Source organism: Escherichia sp. WS1368 (assembly GCF_046487485.1).
GTDB lineage: Bacteria > Pseudomonadota > Gammaproteobacteria > Enterobacterales > Enterobacteriaceae > Escherichia > Escherichia coli.
This window is the reverse complement of sequence record NZ_JBJQJI010000001.1, coordinates 1,144,699-1,162,883: the sequence shown is the minus strand read 5'-3', so window position 1 is coordinate 1,162,883 and position 18,185 is coordinate 1,144,699. Positions and strand designations below refer to the sequence as shown.

Sequence of the window (18,185 nt, the reverse complement as noted above, 5' to 3'; positions counted from 1 at the left end):
GTCCTAAGACATCAATCATCTGCTCTCCAATGACTAGTCTAAAAACTAGTATTAAGACTATCACTTATTTAAGTGATATTGGTTGTCTGGAGATTCATGGGGCCAGTCTAGTTACCCATTCCACTAATTTGTCCATTAAAAAGTCAGCTCTTTTGTGACCACCATCAAAACGAACAGCAGAACCGGCCAAACAACCGCTGATTCCAATCACAGGTTTTTTTATCATATCCTCCCCCTTGACTAATTCATTAACACATAAACTGTGTAGTGCACGGAATAAATTGCCTTTCTGACGTCATCACTGACAATTTTTCTGTTATGGACTATTCCTAATATAGTATGAAAGTTCTTTAAGTGATCGGTCGTAATCATCTATCTTTCATACTTACTCTCAACTATCAAAAGTACAGGATTGATTATGAAGTTATGGCCTGTGTTGACTGGCATTGCACTCTCTTTCACTCTTATAGCATGTAAGGCCCCGACACCACCTAAAGGTGTGCAGCCGATTACAAATTTTGACGCCAACCGCTACCTCGGAAAATGGTATGAAATAGCTCGCCTCGAGAACCGGTTCGAACGTGGTCTGGAACAGGTCAGCGCTACTTATGGAAAACGGAACGACGGAGGGATTCGTGTACTTAACCGTGGATACGATCCAACGAAAAATAAATGGAGCGAGAGCGAAGGTAAAGCATACTTTACTGGAGATACTAAAACTGCAGCGTTGAAGGTTTCGTTTTTTGGCCCCTTCTATGGTGGCTATAATGTAATCAAACTGGATGATGAGTATAAGTATGCTCTTGTTAGTGGTTCGAACAGAGAATACCTATGGATTCTGGCAAGGACCCCAACTATTCCAGATAAAGTAAAAGCAGACTATGTGCGAACCGCTCAAAAGTTGGGATTCAATGTCAATGAATTATTATGGGTTAAACAATAAAATCCCTACCCGAAATGATACTTATTAGAAAAAAACCAGCCTTTGGGGAGGCTGGCTAAATCAGGAAACAAGCTGTTATATGATAATAACTACGTTGCGATTCCAACATTTAAAATGTTAGACTAATGACAATCAGACAGCAACTTTTCCTTTAATTATTTCGAACAATCAGCATCCATCTCCAATCGGAGATCCAATACCATCAGCATGCCCTCCACTACGCCCTCAGCTTTCTGGAGCATCCTGCCAACCCAACAATCAGATCGCCCATGCTTACGTGCAAGCGCCATAAAAGTCATGCCGCCGACATAATAGTCCACCAATAAACCATGTAAATCGCTGTTGTTTTTTCTCAGGCGAGCCATACATTCACAAATGATCATCGCGTCATCGTCACAGCATTGCGGACGAGATCTTACTTTTGAAGGAATTAATCCCTTAAAACCAGCGGCAATGGACGACCAGGTCACATCTTCATGATTATTAACCGCCCATGCCCCCCAACGCTCAAGAACCATCTGAATATCACGCATCAACTTACTCCACAAAATTAGGCCAGCACACCAATTGCCAGCGCGCGATCGATAAATCGAAAAATCAGCTCCAGTTGGGAGCCATACTTCTCTTCAAATGCCACGGTATCCGTATGCAACTCGTCGTGATGCTTTCTGCACAAAGGCAACACAAAGAGATCATGTGCTTTGGTTCCCATTCCGCCCTGCCCGTGACCAATCAGATGATGCGGATCGTCGGCTGGCATCCCGCAGCAAGCACACGGCTGTGTCTTAACCCAGCGTGTGTATTTCTCCTTAACCCAACGGTGACGTTTAGGCAGCTTCATGAAAGATTCCGGAGACTCTGGATCAACGGTGATGCTTACCACCGTCTTTTCCTGTGATGGGTTTTGTTGCTGGTGGGCGTGAGGCAACGGTGCAAGATTTTTTGTGCGCTGTTTCAATATGCTGGTGGCGGTCTGCTCTCCCGGTACGATGTCGCTTTCGCGGTACACCGAGCAGATTTTTTCCGCTGGTAATCCCAGCGAGCGACGTAATACCGCTTCCGGTAGCGCGTCCGCCAGCTGATTGCGGACCGCCCACCAGGATAATTCAGCCAGAGATAATTCACGCTCCTTCGTACCGCTTATTGCGTGACCGATGACGTCAATCATCCATGCTGCCAGGTTTTGATGAGCAAGTTGCTCGAGTGATTCGGATGTCTGGTCACGCAGTTGGTTGTCGCAGTGCCAGCACAACACCATTGCGCCGGTACCATATCGGTGAATAACGGTTTCGCTGTGATGATAATCGCCGTGTGGCCACTGGCAGGATTTAATATGGCGCAACAGCCAGTCAGACAATGCACCAGCACCACCAGCAGCACGAATTACCCGTGCGTTACTGAAAAACGGCAGCAATGTTTTGTCTTCCACCAGCGGCTGGCGAACGGCAGGAACGACCCCGGACGGCAGATTACGCATGCTTTTCGGTTCCGGCTCCACCAGTACCCGGGTATTGTGGAATACCGGCATGGATTCACGGCCCGGCTTAACGACCACCAGCCCGAGTTCCGGTACCAGAACAGGTCGAAGTAATACCCGCACGTTACCTCCAGATGCGTTGCTGGAATGTACGGGACGGACGCGGTGGGCGTTCGGAGTAAGGCAATCTGACTGAGATTATCCAGTGACGGTAGTCGAGACTAAGGGCTTTCTTAACCTCGTATCCGCGCCTGCGGTAACACTGAATTATCCATTCAGCCTGCTCTTCAGTGCATGGAGGGTGCTGGAACCATTCAGACTTGAATGCGTGAGAATACCGCTCGTGCGTGCAGGCAAGAACGGGCGAATTATCAGAATTGTAATATTTTACGTTGCGTGCCATCGGTTTTCTCCGGTGGCACGGTGTTACTCAGCGGGAGTTCAGCCCCGCGCAAGATTGTAGATGAGTTTATTCTTCTGCAAAAGCTGAAAAGCCTGCTTTTATTCCGATCTCTTTCAGTGCCTGTAATGAAGTGACAAACTCACCTTCGCGCAAGATAAATCCGTCTGTCACTCGACCATCCACAAAATTAATTAACGCAGCCCCATTCTTTCGCAAACACATAATGCGGTAATGACTAACAAGATTTCCATTTTCAACGCACACAGCATAGAGGCCATCTTCACAAAAAATTTTACGCAGTTCTTCGATGTTCATCATCAGAATCCTTCCGGATAATTAGCTCTCCCCTTTAAGGGACCATCCCTCTTATCCCTGCGCGCTACTTAAGTATTTTTGATTCTATTCCGGCACCGTCCAGAACTTCAAACGCGTTGAAAATAAAAACAAAAACCCGCCGAAGCGGGTTAAGTGCGGGTGCGTTGAGGATGCCTGCCACATCAGAGGTGGCGAGGGATTTCTCCCTCGCCGGGTCTCTTACTCCTCAGGTTCGTAAGCTGTGAAGACAGCGACCTCCGTCTGGCCGGTTCGGATTCGTACCTCGCAGAGGTCTTTCCTCGTTACCAGTGCCGTCACTATGACGGTTAAACAGATGACGATCAGGGCGATTAACATCGCCTTTTGCTGCTTCATAGCCTGCTTCTCCTTGCCTTTCGGCACGTAAGAGGCTAACCTACATATGTCTAGCATGAAATTGGCCTCAGATTAATGTTAAGCGTCTTGCAGGACGCGTAATGTTAACTGGGGCTTTTCTCTATCTGCCGTTGGTGTTCATGCCCGAGGCAGATAGCCTCAAGCACCCGCAGCCATTCTACTTAACTACCGTTACCTCGCCAATGTGAAATCAGTCAGAAAGGCGATCCATAAGAACAATAGCAAGACAATAAATCGCCATTACAGCCGTAATAGCCAGCGCACATTTGAGAACCAGCACCACAACCTCCTGTATTGGACGTACACCAGTCCTGATGAATATGAGGCTGTCTCGTCAGTGATTCAATACAACTATTGGGTATAGTTTCTCTGATTTTTTCTGTGGAAATGGGACATTACAACCTATCGCCACCAACAATTGAGACGCTAATCGCCCCATCTCGTAACCTTATCCAAAACGGGGCCTAAATCATGGCAATTGACTAACGTTTCTGAGTAGATAATGCCCTGAAGTAAGCGTTGCTAATCGATTGATAAATCTCAATATCTTCAGAACCTGCAAGTTCGACATACTCACTCTCACATGTAGACGGTTGAGCAGTGTGTTGGACACTTCTCGTGTTCGAGTGGATTGTTCCTATACTAACTTCTGTTAATATAGGTAGTTCCAACTGGTTTCTGTCGTTTTTTTTCATATAAATCACTCAAGCCTCAACAAGTTAAGTTTATTACTATCAACTTCAGCAATAACTACCTGTTCTAATTTAGGAATCGCTTTGAGACTAACGCTATCCACAGGCATAGCCGCACCCTCTGTCGCTAACTCTAGCACCCCAGCTTTAGATTTTCGAGATCCAGATTCAAAAAGCTCAAGAAACCTAGTTGGAGCTACTCCATCAAATTGTATCAATTTCACTTTTTCATCCGTCTCGATTACTGATTCGGTCATCGCATCCGAATGAAGTTTAAGAGCTAAGCTTTTTCTATACGGCTCAATAAAATATACTTCAGAGATACCAGAAGCGATAATATGCCTTGCGCAGGAATGACATGGATAGGTTGTTACAAATATTTTTCCGCCTAAAATTCTTTCTCCTGCCACACGAGATGCGCCAAGAATCGCGTGCATTTCTGCATGAACCGCTCTTGAAAACTCTATTAAATCTTTTAATCGTGAGTTTTTTATAATAGTTTGAATCGCCGCTTCTCTTTTTTTTACAGGGATTATTTTTTCCTGTACAAGGCTATCAATGACAACTTCAGCCAATATTCTCTTTTCCGCATCATTCGAGCAATTTCTATTTTGTAATGTATAACAACGATGATCAGGATCAATAACTTTTAAGCGGATAGATTGTTTACCATAGAGACCACCACCATTACGAGGCACATCATTCCAACCGGTAGAAAGAAGTTCTCCAGATGAAGATGTTACTGCAGCACCAACTTGTCTTGATAGACATGCAGAATTACGAGCCGCTGAGGTGGCTGCATACATTGCATTTTCCTCTTCAGTCGGTGATATAACTGAACTCCTAAAAATTAGCTTAAAGAAACGTTCCAGTTTAGATAGAATTTGGCCTTTAGCATCGGCATTTCCTGGCTCTGCCAACCCACTGTCAACCCGCAAAAAGTAATCACACTTCGGGAAAGTGTCTCTAACTGATTGCCCATGATCGAACTCTTCACCAGAATCGGTATTGATTAGTTCAGCAATATCTTCAACGCTTAGTCTATTAATTTTTGAAAGATTTTCACGCCTTGCCTCTAAAGGGGAAAATACACCTATAGAGAAAATCATTTTTCCATAGATTGATTTCAACAACTCAAGCTCAGAAGAGTTTTTAACTGAGTCAATAATATGACAAATTTTTTGATTTTTAATCTTACTCGCTTCCCCTTTGCTGGATTCATTAACAATATCATCAAATTCACCAAAGTTTTTTTTACGCTCGGCGCTAATTTTAGCAATAGCTAATTTTGCAAGAATATCACTACCATAAATTTCACGAAGTTTATCACCCACAGTTATAAGTGACTTGAATTTCTTTAGATTAGTGCTTTCATCAATATTAATTGATGTATATTTTGAATTAATCCGGATTAGATCACTCAAGCGTATGTCGTATGTTTTATAGCCATATTTTTTAAGCGAGAATGATATCTGCTCAGCAGTCTCATGTAGCGGTGAACCAATTGGCCCACAAAGTGCGATTATAATCTCTGGAGTAACACTGTCTTTTATTTCTTGAGTTGCATTAATTGTTGACAGCTCGGCAACATCATCATTCCCAACAAGTTGAAACTCTTGACTTTTATCTAAGGCTGTGCCTTGCATGCCCTTATCCTAATTAATAGTATTTTTCCCTCTTTATAGCTAATTAAGATAAATGTTGCAAAGTAATATTGCACATGAAACTTGAGTTAGTAATCCTTTTGACTAGATGGTTTGACCTGCGCCCTATAGATAAACACACTACGCTGTTAGCAACGTTCGCTTCTGGCACAAAGCAGGCACCACACTAGTTCTTCCCTGTACCATAAAAATGTCAATTCACATATGAACAAATGCTATTTAATCTAAAAATGTCTATAAATACCGTGTAATTCACTGATAAAATGCCAATATTCACTGAATAACTTCACTCCTCCGGTACTCGCGACAGATTATGTTTAGGTGACTGTCGTAGCGACGTATTTCTCCGTCAGGTAATGACCAGATAAGGTCCGGATCAACCACAGCGGGTTTCTTCACCTTCGCCCTAGAGAGTTTTTTGCGGGCATTTTGCCAGTCCTTTGGTGCCTGTTGAGACGGGAATAACGCGTAGCCGGAGTTGTATACATAACAACTGGCAACCAGCTCTCTGGCAAGAATGCTCATCAGATATCCTGTCGCACCTGTTTTAGTAACGTCTCGCGACCGCTCTGGCGCACAAGTTCGACCACCTGCTCTTTAATTTTTTCCCGCTCTTCCTGTGTAAAAACTTTTGCCACAAGTCCTCCTTAAAATTACCTCATGACCTGAAATCAACACTTATCCTCTGAAACCAGGCGGAATTTCTGTATCCGGTTCAGAAATATAATTCACACAACGCTGTACAGGTGAACGTCCCAGGCGGATGACCAGTTCGTCCCATTTTTCGCGGAGTTTTGACGGGCTCATGATGTTTTTTACCCAGAATGGATCTCGCTGTACCCGACCAAACATTTCGCAAATTTGTCTGTGGCTTCTGCCATCCAGCATCCGCATTGTGCGCACGTCATTGGCCCAGGCTGTCCAGTTAGGCTCTTTTGGTCGCATGATCTCTCCATCGTCGCTGGCAGCCTGTTCGTAAAGGTTCACGATCCGCCCCCAAATCCATTGGGCACACGCCAAATCCTCCCTGCTACCCCACTGGCGTTTTTTCGCACTAAACACAACCGCGTCGGAGTTCCGGGTTAAAAAATCCTGTTCAGTCGTCTGCGGGTCCGGTTGCGAAGCTTCCGGACGAAAAGTGTTTTTATTCTCTGTAGTAATCTCTGTTGTATTCTCTGTAAGATCATCAGGCCATTTTGACCCGATGACATTGGGTCGTTTTGAACCAATGGAGCGTTTCATTTTGACCTCTTCCATAGTGTCATTTTGACCTGATGGAGCGGCGCATTTTGAACCGATGGATTCGCTCAATTTGCCATCATCTAAAAGCTCGCTCCCATAGTTGATCGTGTAGAAATTGGTCATATCGCGCTTTGATTTATTGAGCTTTTCACAACGCAAAAGCCCCAGCGTTTTCAGACTTGCAAACGCGCGCTTTAACGTTGACTCTGACCAGAATGGGAACTGTTCCAGCCATTGTTCCGTTGTGTTGTAAATCCAGCGAACACCATCACATTCCATGCCGGAATTGGTATCTCTCAACCAGTAATGCAACTGCTGCAACACAATGGCTTCATTTAAGCCAATCTTCATCGCAAGCTGTGTGTTTATAACCAGTGGGCGTTCAGCAAAAAGAAGGCTCATAATTCCATCCAGCTTTTTGTTGGTATTGCTGTCGATACGCAAGTTTGAAAGCAATTGCTTTTTCTATAAGTTCGTCAGTTTCACGATCCACTACGGCAGGATCAGCAAAAAGCAGTCCGGACTCCACCACATCGCCATATTCTTTGTTTAACCCGGCGATCATGTACGTGATGCTTTTTCCGTCACTAATTTCACGATACAACCTGAAATCATTAATCCGGATAGCCTCCATAATTGCAGGCACTAGCGCCGTGAACTTTTCACGCTTATCCCTAGTGTCGATAGCCTTCCAGCGTTCGAATATCTTCACTCGATTAACGCCAAGCGCTCGCTGATCAACCGCGCCACCTTCATCTGTGACACGCTGAACATCGATGTTCGGGCGCTCTTTCAAAGCCCAGAATGCTTCAGTGATTAATATCGTCGCCTGCTCCTGTGTCATTCCTGGTCGACATATCCAGGCATCCAGAGCCTCACGAGCCTGTTCAGGAGTGATTTTCATTGTTCAACCGCCCCGCCCGCTTCGTCTTACGATATTCGTCATAAACCTTGGGATCATACAGAAGCTCGCCGCCAGATGCCTCCTGTAGACGCATCGCGCGACCTTCAGGAACCAGCTCTTGCCATTGAGAAACAGCAGATGGATCAACGCCAGCAGCTTTCGCTACTTTGGCTTTCGTACCGTAAAAATTAATTACGTCTGATTTAAACATCGCACCTCCAATATTGAGTTTTCTCAATGCTAATCACTCAAGGAATCTCAAGTCAAGGGTTATTAAGATATCTAAATATGAACGAGAAAACTTTAGGTCAACGCATTAGAGAAAGACGTAAGCAGGTAGGCTTAAGTCAAAACGGTTTAAGCAAAGCTGCTGGCGTATCTGGCTCATCAATTTCATTATGGGAAAGTGACCATACAGCCCCGCGCGGGCAAAATTTGCATCGCCTTGCCGAGGTATTGCAATGTTCACCAACCTGGATACTGTTTGGCGACGAGGACAAAACACCAGCTCCCCCTGTTTCACTCGATAGTGCCTTAGACTTATCGGAAGATGAGTTAGAGATGCTGCGTTTGTATCGCGCACTTCCTAAATCAGAGCAACAAGCACAACTCAGCGAACTCCGCGCCCGCGTTGAGAATTTTAATCGCCTGTTCACCGAGCTATTAGAGGCTCGCAAACGCAACAAGCATCAATAATCATCCCTTCACAAAATTTTAAAGCCTTACATTTCAATGTATTGGCTTTATCTTGCGCCAATACTTGAGTTTTCTCATCAAAAAACCTTGACGAAAAATAATGAGAAAACTAAATTACCTCCATCAAGACACCGCACGGTGTTCTCAGCAAACAGTTCCGCTACCCCGGCGTTAAGGGGAAATGAGGTCAGCATGGATACTATCGATCTTGGCAACAGCGAATCTCTGGTATGTGGCGTGTTCCCCAACCAGGACGGCACGTTCACCGCGATGACGTATACCAAAAGCAAAACGTTTAAAACCGAAAATGGTGCCCGTCGCTGGCTGGAAAGAAACTCAGGTGAGTGATATGGATTTCGACACAATCATGGAAAAGGCTTACGAAGAATACTTCGAAGGCCTTGCCGAAGGCGAAGAAGCTCTCAGCTTCAGTGAGTTTAAACAGGCACTCAGAATAAGAATGTGCTCTCACAATGACGCGGAGCACAAATATGAGAAGCAAAATCAGACCGCAGAAAATTTTGTTCTGGAACCCGGAGAAACGCTTTTCAAAATTCCCGTTACGTGCCCCATTTGCGGTTTTACATCAGAAGAACTTGACGACTCCTGTAACAATCAGGAAACAACCAAGTATGTCGAAGATGATACCGAGTGCGCACGAAGAACGATTATATCCACGAGTCCAAACTCCAGGACCAATAAATCTCACCTTGAGAGGGTGATTAATCCACTCCCCCAAACCAATAAAAAAGATGCCGGAGGACAAAAAACCCAATGGAACAACGGGATATCTGTCAAAAAAAGACGTTCCATTAAAGACAAACAACGCAGCGCCAACAACTGTAAGCGCTTTATACCAGTAATCAATTTTCATGTTCTTAAGCGGATTTATTGGTGGTTGCGACATTGCTTAATGAATCCTTAAAACTGTGGTGATTTTAAGGATACCACCTCGCCTGACGTGGTTAAAAGCAGGCACACAACACGAAAGCGCACGGCGAAGTTCGTCTCACTGTACGGTGTCGTTAAATTTAATTCGACCGTGCGCTTCCGGTTGTGGCAACCCGCGAAATGGCGCGGCGGTAAGTATGGCGGGGTTATTCCTTCCCCGTTGAGGACACCGGGTTGTCAGGTTGACCATACGCTTAAGTGACAACCCCGCTGCAACGCCCTCTGTTATCAATTTTCTGGTGACGTTTAGCGGTATCAGTTTTACTCCGTGACTGCTCTGCCGCCGTTTTTAAAGTGAATTTTGTGATGCGGTGAATGCGGCTGAGCGCACGCGGAACAGTTAAAACCAAAAACAGTGTTATGGGTGGATTCTCTGTATCCGACGTTAATTGTTAACTGGTTAACGTCACCTGGAGGCACCAGGCACTGCATCACAAAATTCATTGTTGAGGACGCGATAATGAAAACGTTATTACCAAACGTTAATACGTCTGAAGGTTGTTTTGAAATTGGTGTCACTATCAGTAACCCAGTATTTACTGAAGATGCCATTAACAAGAGAAAACAAGAACGGGAGCTATTAAATAAAGTATGCATTCTTTCAATGCTGGCCCGTTTACGTCCGATACAAAAAGGATGCTGGCAATGAATACAGCATTTGCACTTGTTCTGACAGTTTTTCTTGTTTCCGGAGAACCAGTTGATATTGCAGTCAGTGTTCACAGGACAATGCAGGAGTGTGTGACTGCAGCAACCGAACAGAAAATTCCCGGTAACTGTTACCCTGTCGATAAAGTTATTCACCAGGATAATAACGAAATCCCGGCAGGTCTTTAAAACAGTTCCGTAATAAACATCCGATTTCATTCTTATATGCCAGCAATGGCAGGGATTTGTTCACCCTTAAATCTGTCATGAGGTTAAAACAAAATGAGTAAAGTCTTTATTTGCGCCGCCATTCCGGACGAACAGGCAATAAAGGAAGAAGGTGCAATCGCTGTAGCCACTGCCATTGAAGCCGGTGATGAACGTCGCGCCCGCGCAAAATTTCACTGGCAATTCCTGGAACATTATCCGGTTGCTCAGGACTGCGCTTATAAATTTCTTGTTTGCGAGGATAAACCCGGTATACCCCGCCCTGCCCTCGATTCCTGGGATGCTGAATATATGCAGGAAAACCGCTGGGATGAGGAGTCTGCTTCCTTTGTCCCGGTTGAGACTGAATCAGATCCGATGAACGTCACTTTTGACAAGCTGGCCCCTGAAGTACAGAACGCTGTCATGGTTAAGTTCGACACATGTGAAAACATCACCGTTGATATGGTGATTAGCGCGCAGGAATTGTTGCAGGAAGACATGGCAACATTCGACGGACATATCGTTGAAGCGTTGATGAAAATGCCAGAAGTTAACGCCATGTATCCGGAGCTTAAGCTGCATGCCATCGGGTGGGTTAAACATAAATGTAATCCTGGAGCTAAATGGCCCGAAATTCAGGCAGAGATGCGTATCTGGAAAAAACGTCGCGAAAATGAACGCAAGGAAACCGGAAAATACACGTCTGTTGTTGATCTCGCCCGCGCCAGAGCCAATCAACAGCACACTGAAAATTCAACAGGAAAAATCAACCCGGTCATTGCTGCCACTCATCGCGAATACAAGCAGACATGGAAAACACTGGATGACGAACTGGCCTACGCTCTCTGGCCTGGTGATGTGGATGCCGGAAACATTGACGGCAGCATCCATCGCTGGGCAAAAAATGAAGTTATCGACAACGACCGCGAAGACTGGAAGCGTATCTCGGCATCAATGCGCAAACAGCCTGATGCCCTTCGCTACGACCGCCAGACTATTTTTGGCCTTGTCCGTGAACGTCCGATCGACATTCACAAAGACCCTGTGGCACTGAACAAATACATTACTAAATACCTGACTACAAAGGGCGTGTTTGAAGATGAAGGAACAAATCAGAGCGCAACTGATACTCTCTCGTCGCCAGTACCAGAAACTGATGCAGTGGAAACGGCAATTCCGGGCAACGAAAAAACTGAATGCAAAGTGGAAGTCGAACCATCTGTAGAGCGTGAGGGGCCGTTCTACTTCCTCTTTACCGACAAGGATGGCGAAAAATACGGTCGCGCAAACAAACTTTCTGGTCTGGATAAGGCACTGGCTGCTGGCGCCACTGAAATCACAAAAGAAGAATATTTTGCCCGAAAAAATGGCACATACACGGGCTTACCGCAAAATGTAGATACCGCTGAAGATTCAGAACAACCAGAGCCGATAAAAGTTACCGCTGACGAAGTAAACAAAATTATGCAGGCAGCCAATATCAGCCAGCCTGACGCCGATAAGTTGCTTGCTGCATCACGTGGTGAATTTGTTGAAGGGATTAGTGACCCGAATGATCCGAAATGGGTTAAGGGGATCCAGACCCGCGATTCTGTGAACCAGAACCAGCATGAATCGGAACGGAACTACCAAAAAGCGGAACAAAACAGTCCAAATGCGTTACAAAACGAGCCAGAAACGAAACAGCCTGAACCAGTGGCGCAACAGGAAGTGGAAAAGGTCTGCACCGCCTGCGGTCAAACCGGCGGCGGCAACTGCCCTGATTGTGGCGCGGTGATGGGCGACGCAACATACCAAGAAACATTCGATGAAGAGTATCAGGTTGAAGTTCAGGAAGATGATCCGGAGGAAATGGAAGGCGCTGAACATCCACACAAGGAGAACACTGGCGGCAATCAGCATCACAATAGCGATAATGAAACTGGCGAGACGGCAGATCACCCAATTAAGGTGAACGGTCATCACGAAATCACATCCACCAGCAGGACGTGTGACCATCTAATGATCGACCTTGAAACCATGGGAAAAAATCCTGATGCCCCGATCATCTCAATAGGTGCAATATTTTTCGATCCGCAAACCGGAGATATGGGACCGGAATTTAGTAAGACTATCGATCTGGAAACTGCTGGCGGAGTCATTGATCGGGACACCATTAAATGGTGGCTTAAACAATCACGCGAAGCGCAATCTGCCATTATGACCGATGAAATCCCGTTAGATGATGCACTGTTACAATTGCGGGAATTTATCGACGAAAACTCCGGTGAATTTTTTGTTCATGTCTGGGGAAATGGAGCCAACTTCGACAACACGATTTTGCGCCGTTCATACGAACGGCAGGGGATCCCCTGCCCGTGGCGTTACTACAACGATCGCGATGTACGCACAATCGTTGAACTGGGGAAAGCCATAGACTTCGATGCCAGAACGGCTATTCCATTCGAAGGTGAGCGCCATAATGCACTTGATGACGCCCGTTACCAGGCAAAATACGTTTCAGCTATCTGGCAAAAACTGATCCCGAGTCAGGCTGATTCTTAATGTTCAACTGTCGCCGGTTGTGACTGGTATTCTGCAACCGGCGCTCGTCTGATGTAAGAGATAAAGAAATCGATGAACGAAGTAATCATGATTGTCTCTCCCGGCAAATGGGTATCCGAAGAGCAGTTAATTGCGCTGAAAGGAATAAAAAAAGGTACGTTAAAAAAGGCTCGGGAAAAATCGTTTATGGAAGGAAGGGAATATAAGCATGTCGCTCATGACGGTATGCCATGGGATAACAGTCCATGCTTTTACAACCTGGAAGAAATTGATCGCTGGATTGAGCGCCAGGCATCAGCAAGACCAAGACGTCATCTTACTTGACTAAAAGCCACACTAACTAATGAGAGAAGTTGAAATGAAATATCCGACAGGCGTGGAAAACCATGGAGGGAAATTACGTATCTGGTTTGTTTATAAAGGCGTAAGAGTCAGGGAAAACCTGGGGGTTCCTGACACAGCAAAAAACAGGCGCGTTGCAGGTGAGCTACGCGCCTCTGTTTGTTACGCAATAAAAACTGGTGTTTTCGACTATGCAAAACAGTTTCCCTCCTCACGCAATCTGGAAAAATTTGGTGAGGCCCGACAAGATTTAACCATAAAAGAACTGGCTGAAAAATTTCTGGCACTGAAAGAAACTGAAGTCGCAAAAACATCACTCAACACATACCGTGCCGTCATCAAAAATATCCTGAGCATAATCGGTGAAAAAAATCTTGCCTCATCGATTAATAAAGAAAAATTACTGGAGGTTCGTAAAGAGCTACTGACTGGATACCAGATCCCCAAAAGTAACTATATTGTTACACAACCAGGGAGATCGGCTGTAACTGTAAATAATTACATGACAAATCTTAACGCCGTGTTCCAGTTTGGTGTTGATAACGGTTACCTGGCAGATAACCCGTTTAAGGGGATCTCGCCATTAAAGGAATCAAGAACCATTCCGGATCCTCTTTCGCGGGAGGAATTCATCCGTCTTATCGATGCGTGCAGAAATCAGCAAGCCAAAAATTTATGGTGTGTTTCTGTTTATACTGGCGTTCGCCCTGGTGAGCTGTGTGCACTTGGATGGGAGGACATAGATCTGAAAAATGGAACAATGATGATCAGGAGAAATTTAGCAAAAGACCGTTTCACGGTACCAAAAACACAGGCGGGAACCAATCGGGTCATTCATCTTATTAAGCCAGCAATCGACGCTCTCCGGAGTCAGATGACATTAACGAGACTGAGCAAAGAGCATATCATTGATGTTCACCTCAGAGAGTATGGCAGAACAGAAAAACATAAATGCACCTTTGTTTTTCAACCTGAAGTGTCAGCGAGAGTAAAAAATTATGGTGACCATTTTACCGTTGACTCAATAAGGCAGATGTGGGACGCAGCGATAAAACGTGCCGGACTCCGCCATCGAAAATCATATCAGTCGAGACATACTTATGCCTGCTGGTCGCTGACAGCTGGTGCTAACCCGGCATTTATAGCAAACCAGATGGGCCATGCAGATGCGCAAATGGTATTTCAGGTAAACGGAAAATGGATGTCTGAAAACAATAATGCACAGGTAGCTTTGTTAAATACACAGTTAAGCGAGTTTGCCCCAACCATGCCCCATAACGAAGCAATGAAAAATTAATTTAATATTTATCAAATAGTTGACACGTATGACTCTTGAAATCCATAAATTCAAGCGCAGTGCCCAGCCATCCCGATACTGCTGCTTTCACCAAATCCTTAGTGCTTCTTTCGTGTTTTTCTATTGTCATAATGGTTATCTCTAAAAAAGAGGTAAGATGCGTACTACTTACTCGCCGTTATTGGTATTATTCAGAAAAAGTGAGTAAGACTTTGCAGCAATGTTTTTGATCCTGTTCAAATAAACTGATGGCATCAGCAACATGCTGGAAATCAAACATATGGGTAATTAATTTTTCTGGTTTAATTAACCCTTTACTTAACCAGTCGATAACGACCGGGAATTTATTTGCATTTAAGCGTGAAGAGAAAATAGAGAGTTCTTTTCCGGTAATTCCTTGCTGAATCACTTCAGACGGTTCACTGGAGAAGCCCATCAATACAATACGTGCCGCTGGAGAAGCCAGCGTTACGGCCTCTTTCAGGATAGAAGGATGACAAGCCGCATCGATAATTAATGTCGGCTTTATGCCTTTTTCAGCGAAAATCTCGCCAAGCGGTGTCTGGCTGTTATTAATCGCCCAGTCAGCCCCGCTCTCTTTCGCTTTTTCCAGTCGTTCATCAATGCGATCGGCAACAATCACATTTTTAACGTTATAGACGCCTTTTAATACCTGAACGATCGTCAGGCCGATTGGACCGGCACCGTAAACCAGAACGGTATCATTTTCAGTCGGTTGACCATGACCGGTTACGTTCGCCGCAATGGTAAAAGGTTCGATCATCACCGCATATTGATCGGCCACTGCTTCAGGAATTTTCCACGCATTTTTTGCCGGAACCACGGCATATTCACTGAAACCACCGTCAGCGTGCACACCTAATACAGCCAGTGTCGTACAAACGTTCGGCTTACCTATAGAGCACGGATAGCAATGCCCACAGCTGACCACCGGATCGACAGCAACGCGTTCACCGACTCTGGCGCTTTCCACGCCTTCACCCACTGCATCAATGACGCCAAAGAATTCATGACCAATGACGCGCGGATATTTCGCAAAAGGATTATGCCCACGATAAATATGGCTATCTGAACCACAAATTCCGGCAAGTTTCACTTTTACTCGTACTTCACCCGCTGACGGGGTGGGTATTTCGCGTTCGATAATTGCCAGTTGATTCGGTTTTTCAATTAAAATGCTTTTCATTATCTTACTCCTTACCAGTTCCACAGCGTGCCATCTTCCAGACGTGCGACTGGCAGATAAGCAGGTTCATAGGGATATTTCGCCGCCAGCTTTTCATCGAATTCGATGCCAAGACCCGGTTTGTCTCCCGGATGCATATAGCCGTTATCGAAAGTCCAGTTGTGCGGGAAGACTTCAAGCATTTGTTCGGAATAACCCATGTACTCCTGGACACCGAAATTGGGGACCCACAGATCAAAGTGCAGCGCCGCAGCCATGCAGACTGGTGACAAATCGGAAGGACCGTGTGAGCCAGTACGTACCTGATACAACGAAGCAAAATCGGCAATCCGGCGCATACCGGTAATTCCGCCTGCATGGGTCAGCGTGGTGCGGATATAATCGATAAGTTGCTCTTCAATCAGTTGCTTGCAGTCCCAGATGCTGTTGAAGACTTCACCCACCGCGATGGGTGTGACGGTATGTTGGCGAATGAGACGGAAGCATTCCTGGTTTTCCGCAGGCGTCGGGTCTTCCATCCAGAACATGCGATAATCTTCAATGCTTTTACCAAAGCGCGCCGCTTCAATAGGCGTTAAGCGATGGTGCATGTCATGCAGCAAATGTTCATTAAAACCAAACTTGTTACGTACCGCGTCAAACAATTTCGGCATGAAATCGAGGTATTTCTCCGTCGACCACAGCTGCTCTTCCGGCCACTGTCCTTTGGTTGCGGGTTCATAAGCCAGACCTTTACCTTTCGACATGCCGTAGGTGGTTTTCATACCAGGGATTCCGCACTGCACGCGGATGGCTTTGAATCCCAGCTCCTGATGACGAGCATAATCATCCAGAGCTTCATCAATACTGTGACCGGTGGTATGGCAATAAACCATCACCCCTTCACGAGACGCGCCGCCGAGTAACTGGTAAAGCGGCATGTTGGCAGCTTTGGCTTTAATATCCCACAGCGCCATATCAACCGCTGAAATGGCCGACATCGTAACCGGACCGCGACGCCAGTAAGCACCTTTATAGAAAAACTGCCAGATATCTTCGATACGGTGCGCATCGCGACCAATAAGCTGCGGACAAAGGTGATCCTGCAAATAAGAGGCCACGGAAAGCTCACGTCCATTGAGGGTGGCATCCCCAAGGCCCGTAATACCGTCCTCAGTGGTGATTTTTAATGTGACGAAATTACGCCCCGGACAGGTAACAAAAACTTCAGCCTTTACGATCTTCATGTTCGATTCCTTGCATCGCTTGTCGTGATGCATGAAATCTACGCAACTGAGCTACTACCATACAAGTATAAAGATCAAAAAAAGCCGGAGTGATCACAAAAAAAGGCGTATATTTGCGCCGTGAATGGTTGACAAAAGATGAAATAGAATATCTTTTGTCAGCTGACACTTCCTTGTATCTTATTGATAAAATGGATTTATGTCCTTACGCGCGCCCCCAGCCCGCAACAATGATCAACATGCCGCAAAGCGCAATCAACGCCCCCGTCCAGTCATAAAGACTCAGTTTCACGCCATCCACAACACGCAGCCAAATCAACGCCGTGCAGACATAAACGCCACCATAAGCCGCGTAAACACGCCCACTCGCCGCAGGATGCAACGTTAACAACCAGACAAACAGTGCCAGAGAAATCCCCGCCGGAAGCAACAGCCAGATACTGGCGTTTCGTTTTAACCACAACCAGGGCAGAAAGCATCCAATAATTTCACACAGCGCAGTAGCAAAAAATAGTAACGTTGTTTTAATCATCTTTGTCACTTATTGACATCATGTATAGTTATAGGACGACATAATATCATCAATATAAACATCCTCCTGGTACGTTTTGCGTTCGCAGTGGATGGTGTAGAATCACCTTTAATCATTCATACAGGGAATGAATTATGAAAATTACTCTCAGCAAACGAATTGGCCTGCTCGCTTTTCTGCTGCCTTGCGCAATGGCATTGAGCACAACTGTTCATGCCGAAACTAACAAACTGGTGATTGAGTCTGGCGACAGTGCACAAAGCCGCCAGCACGCCGCTATGGAAAAAGAGCAATGGAATGACACGCGCAATCTGCGTCAGAAAGTGAATAAACGCACTGAAAAAGAGTGGGATAAAGCCGACGCCGCTTTTGATAACCGCGATAAATGTGAGCAAAGCGCCAACATCAATGCCTACTGGGAGCCAAATACTTTGCGCTGCCTGGACCGTCGAACTGGCCGCGTTATTACCCCCTAACCTGTTATTGATTTAAGGAA

At 45.5% G+C, this 18,185-nt stretch carries 21 protein-coding genes and 3 pseudogenes; 10 read left to right on the top strand and 14 right to left on the bottom strand.

The window, feature by feature from the left end:
* Positions 1 to 109 precede the first annotated feature (109 nt).
* Positions 110 to 226 (bottom strand): annotated as a pseudogene (locus tag ACJHYD_RS05705) (DUF523 domain-containing protein); the annotation flags it as partial.
* Between the two features lie 192 nt (positions 227 to 418).
* On the opposite strand from ACJHYD_RS05705, the gene ACJHYD_RS05700 reads away from it, so the two are divergent.
* Positions 419 to 943: a lipocalin family protein gene (locus ACJHYD_RS05700; protein ID WP_001587087.1), complete on the top strand. Its 525-nt coding sequence runs from the start codon at positions 419 to 421 to the stop codon at positions 941 to 943.
* 155 nt (positions 944 to 1,098) lie between these two features.
* Here the strand turns inward: ACJHYD_RS05700 and ACJHYD_RS05695 are convergent, their stop codons facing one another.
* The 10 genes and pseudogenes from ACJHYD_RS05695 to ACJHYD_RS05650 all read right to left on the bottom strand — a co-directional run bounded on the left by ACJHYD_RS05695 (position 1,099) and on the right by ACJHYD_RS05650 (position 8,247).
* Entirely contained in the window at positions 1,099 to 1,476 is a 378-nt protein-coding gene (locus ACJHYD_RS05695) for an antiterminator Q family protein (RefSeq protein WP_109553730.1), read from the bottom strand.
* Between the two features lie 17 nt (positions 1,477 to 1,493).
* Entirely contained in the window at positions 1,494 to 2,543 is a 1,050-nt protein-coding gene (locus tag ACJHYD_RS05690; RefSeq protein WP_096229471.1) for a DUF968 domain-containing protein, read from the bottom strand.
* 1 nt (position 2,544) lies between these two features.
* A complete protein-coding gene (locus ACJHYD_RS05685; protein WP_023147795.1) occupies positions 2,545 to 2,823 on the bottom strand; it encodes a hypothetical protein in 279 nt (92 codons plus the stop codon).
* 66 nt (positions 2,824 to 2,889) lie between these two features.
* Positions 2,890 to 3,141, bottom strand: coding sequence for a protein Rem (rem, locus tag ACJHYD_RS05680; protein WP_000980999.1), 252 nt, complete (start codon positions 3,139 to 3,141; stop codon positions 2,890 to 2,892).
* A gap of 216 nt (positions 3,142 to 3,357) precedes the next feature.
* Positions 3,358 to 3,513, bottom strand: a complete 156-nt coding sequence (gene hokD / locus ACJHYD_RS05675; RefSeq protein ID WP_000813254.1) for a type I toxin-antitoxin system toxin HokD — start codon at positions 3,511 to 3,513, stop codon at positions 3,358 to 3,360.
* Positions 3,514 to 4,234: 721 nt separating this feature from the next.
* On the bottom strand, positions 4,235 to 5,872 hold the full coding sequence (locus ACJHYD_RS05670) for an anti-phage dCTP deaminase (protein WP_021516101.1): 1,638 nt from the start codon (positions 5,870 to 5,872) through the stop codon (positions 4,235 to 4,237).
* Between the two features lie 291 nt (positions 5,873 to 6,163).
* Positions 6,164 to 6,528: pseudogene (locus tag ACJHYD_RS05665) on the bottom strand (DUF977 family protein).
* 40 nt (positions 6,529 to 6,568) lie between these two features.
* Positions 6,569 to 7,534 (bottom strand): phage O protein family, encoded by a 966-nt coding sequence (locus ACJHYD_RS05660; RefSeq protein WP_042028981.1) that lies wholly within the window; start codon positions 7,532 to 7,534, stop codon positions 6,569 to 6,571.
* A complete protein-coding gene (locus ACJHYD_RS05655; protein ID WP_000705349.1) occupies positions 7,515 to 8,036 on the bottom strand; it encodes a toxin YdaT family protein in 522 nt (173 codons plus the stop codon). The genes ACJHYD_RS05660 and ACJHYD_RS05655 overlap by 20 nt, the downstream gene beginning before the upstream one ends.
* Positions 8,020 to 8,247, bottom strand: a complete 228-nt coding sequence (locus tag ACJHYD_RS05650) for a Cro/CI family transcriptional regulator (RefSeq protein WP_000476993.1) — start codon at positions 8,245 to 8,247, stop codon at positions 8,020 to 8,022. The genes ACJHYD_RS05655 and ACJHYD_RS05650 overlap by 17 nt, the downstream gene beginning before the upstream one ends.
* A gap of 77 nt (positions 8,248 to 8,324) precedes the next feature.
* On the opposite strand from ACJHYD_RS05650, the gene ACJHYD_RS05645 reads away from it, so the two are divergent.
* From ACJHYD_RS05645 to ACJHYD_RS05610, 8 genes and pseudogenes are all read left to right on the top strand, one after another.
* The gene (locus ACJHYD_RS05645; RefSeq protein WP_001003381.1) at positions 8,325 to 8,732 is read left to right on the top strand and encodes a helix-turn-helix domain-containing protein; all 408 of its coding nucleotides are present in this window, start codon (positions 8,325 to 8,327) and stop codon (positions 8,730 to 8,732) included.
* A 192-nt stretch (positions 8,733 to 8,924) separates the two neighbouring features.
* Positions 8,925 to 9,080: a DUF1391 family protein gene (locus tag ACJHYD_RS05640; RefSeq protein ID WP_000379589.1), complete on the top strand. Its 156-nt coding sequence runs from the start codon at positions 8,925 to 8,927 to the stop codon at positions 9,078 to 9,080.
* Between the two features lies 1 nt (position 9,081).
* Positions 9,082 to 9,183 (top strand): annotated as a pseudogene (gene ydfB / locus ACJHYD_RS05635) (protein YdfB); the annotation flags it as partial.
* A gap of 960 nt (positions 9,184 to 10,143) precedes the next feature.
* Positions 10,144 to 10,332, top strand: coding sequence for a cell division inhibition protein DicB (dicB, locus tag ACJHYD_RS05630; RefSeq protein ID WP_000854561.1), 189 nt, complete (start codon positions 10,144 to 10,146; stop codon positions 10,330 to 10,332).
* A complete protein-coding gene (locus ACJHYD_RS05625; RefSeq protein WP_001090200.1) occupies positions 10,329 to 10,520 on the top strand; it encodes a DUF1482 family protein in 192 nt (63 codons plus the stop codon). Before dicB ends, ACJHYD_RS05625 begins: the two co-directional genes overlap by 4 nt.
* A 93-nt stretch (positions 10,521 to 10,613) precedes the next feature.
* Entirely contained in the window at positions 10,614 to 13,085 is a 2,472-nt protein-coding gene (locus ACJHYD_RS05620) for an exonuclease (protein ID WP_088145563.1), read from the top strand.
* A 72-nt stretch (positions 13,086 to 13,157) separates the two neighbouring features.
* On the top strand, positions 13,158 to 13,409 hold the full coding sequence (locus tag ACJHYD_RS05615) for an excisionase family protein (protein WP_042059548.1): 252 nt from the start codon (positions 13,158 to 13,160) through the stop codon (positions 13,407 to 13,409).
* A 34-nt stretch (positions 13,410 to 13,443) separates the two neighbouring features.
* Positions 13,444 to 14,724: a tyrosine-type recombinase/integrase gene (locus tag ACJHYD_RS05610; protein WP_410228814.1), complete on the top strand. Its 1,281-nt coding sequence runs from the start codon at positions 13,444 to 13,446 to the stop codon at positions 14,722 to 14,724.
* A gap of 187 nt (positions 14,725 to 14,911) precedes the next feature.
* Here ACJHYD_RS05610 and ACJHYD_RS05605 read toward each other — a convergent pair whose 3' ends face one another.
* From ACJHYD_RS05605 to ACJHYD_RS05595, 3 genes are all read right to left on the bottom strand, one after another.
* On the bottom strand, positions 14,912 to 15,931 hold the full coding sequence (locus ACJHYD_RS05605) for a Zn-dependent oxidoreductase (RefSeq protein ID WP_000836035.1): 1,020 nt from the start codon (positions 15,929 to 15,931) through the stop codon (positions 14,912 to 14,914).
* An 11-nt stretch (positions 15,932 to 15,942) separates the two neighbouring features.
* On the bottom strand, positions 15,943 to 17,157 hold the full coding sequence (rspA, locus tag ACJHYD_RS05600; RefSeq protein WP_001295394.1) for a starvation-sensing protein RspA: 1,215 nt from the start codon (positions 17,155 to 17,157) through the stop codon (positions 15,943 to 15,945).
* A gap of 205 nt (positions 17,158 to 17,362) precedes the next feature.
* On the bottom strand, positions 17,363 to 17,689 hold the full coding sequence (locus ACJHYD_RS05595) for a YnfA family protein (protein WP_001314753.1): 327 nt from the start codon (positions 17,687 to 17,689) through the stop codon (positions 17,363 to 17,365).
* Between the two features lie 134 nt (positions 17,690 to 17,823).
* Between ACJHYD_RS05595 and ACJHYD_RS05590 the strand changes: the two genes are divergently transcribed.
* Positions 17,824 to 18,165, top strand: a complete 342-nt coding sequence (locus ACJHYD_RS05590) for a DUF1283 family protein (protein ID WP_000705205.1) — start codon at positions 17,824 to 17,826, stop codon at positions 18,163 to 18,165.
* Positions 18,166 to 18,185 lie beyond the last annotated feature (20 nt).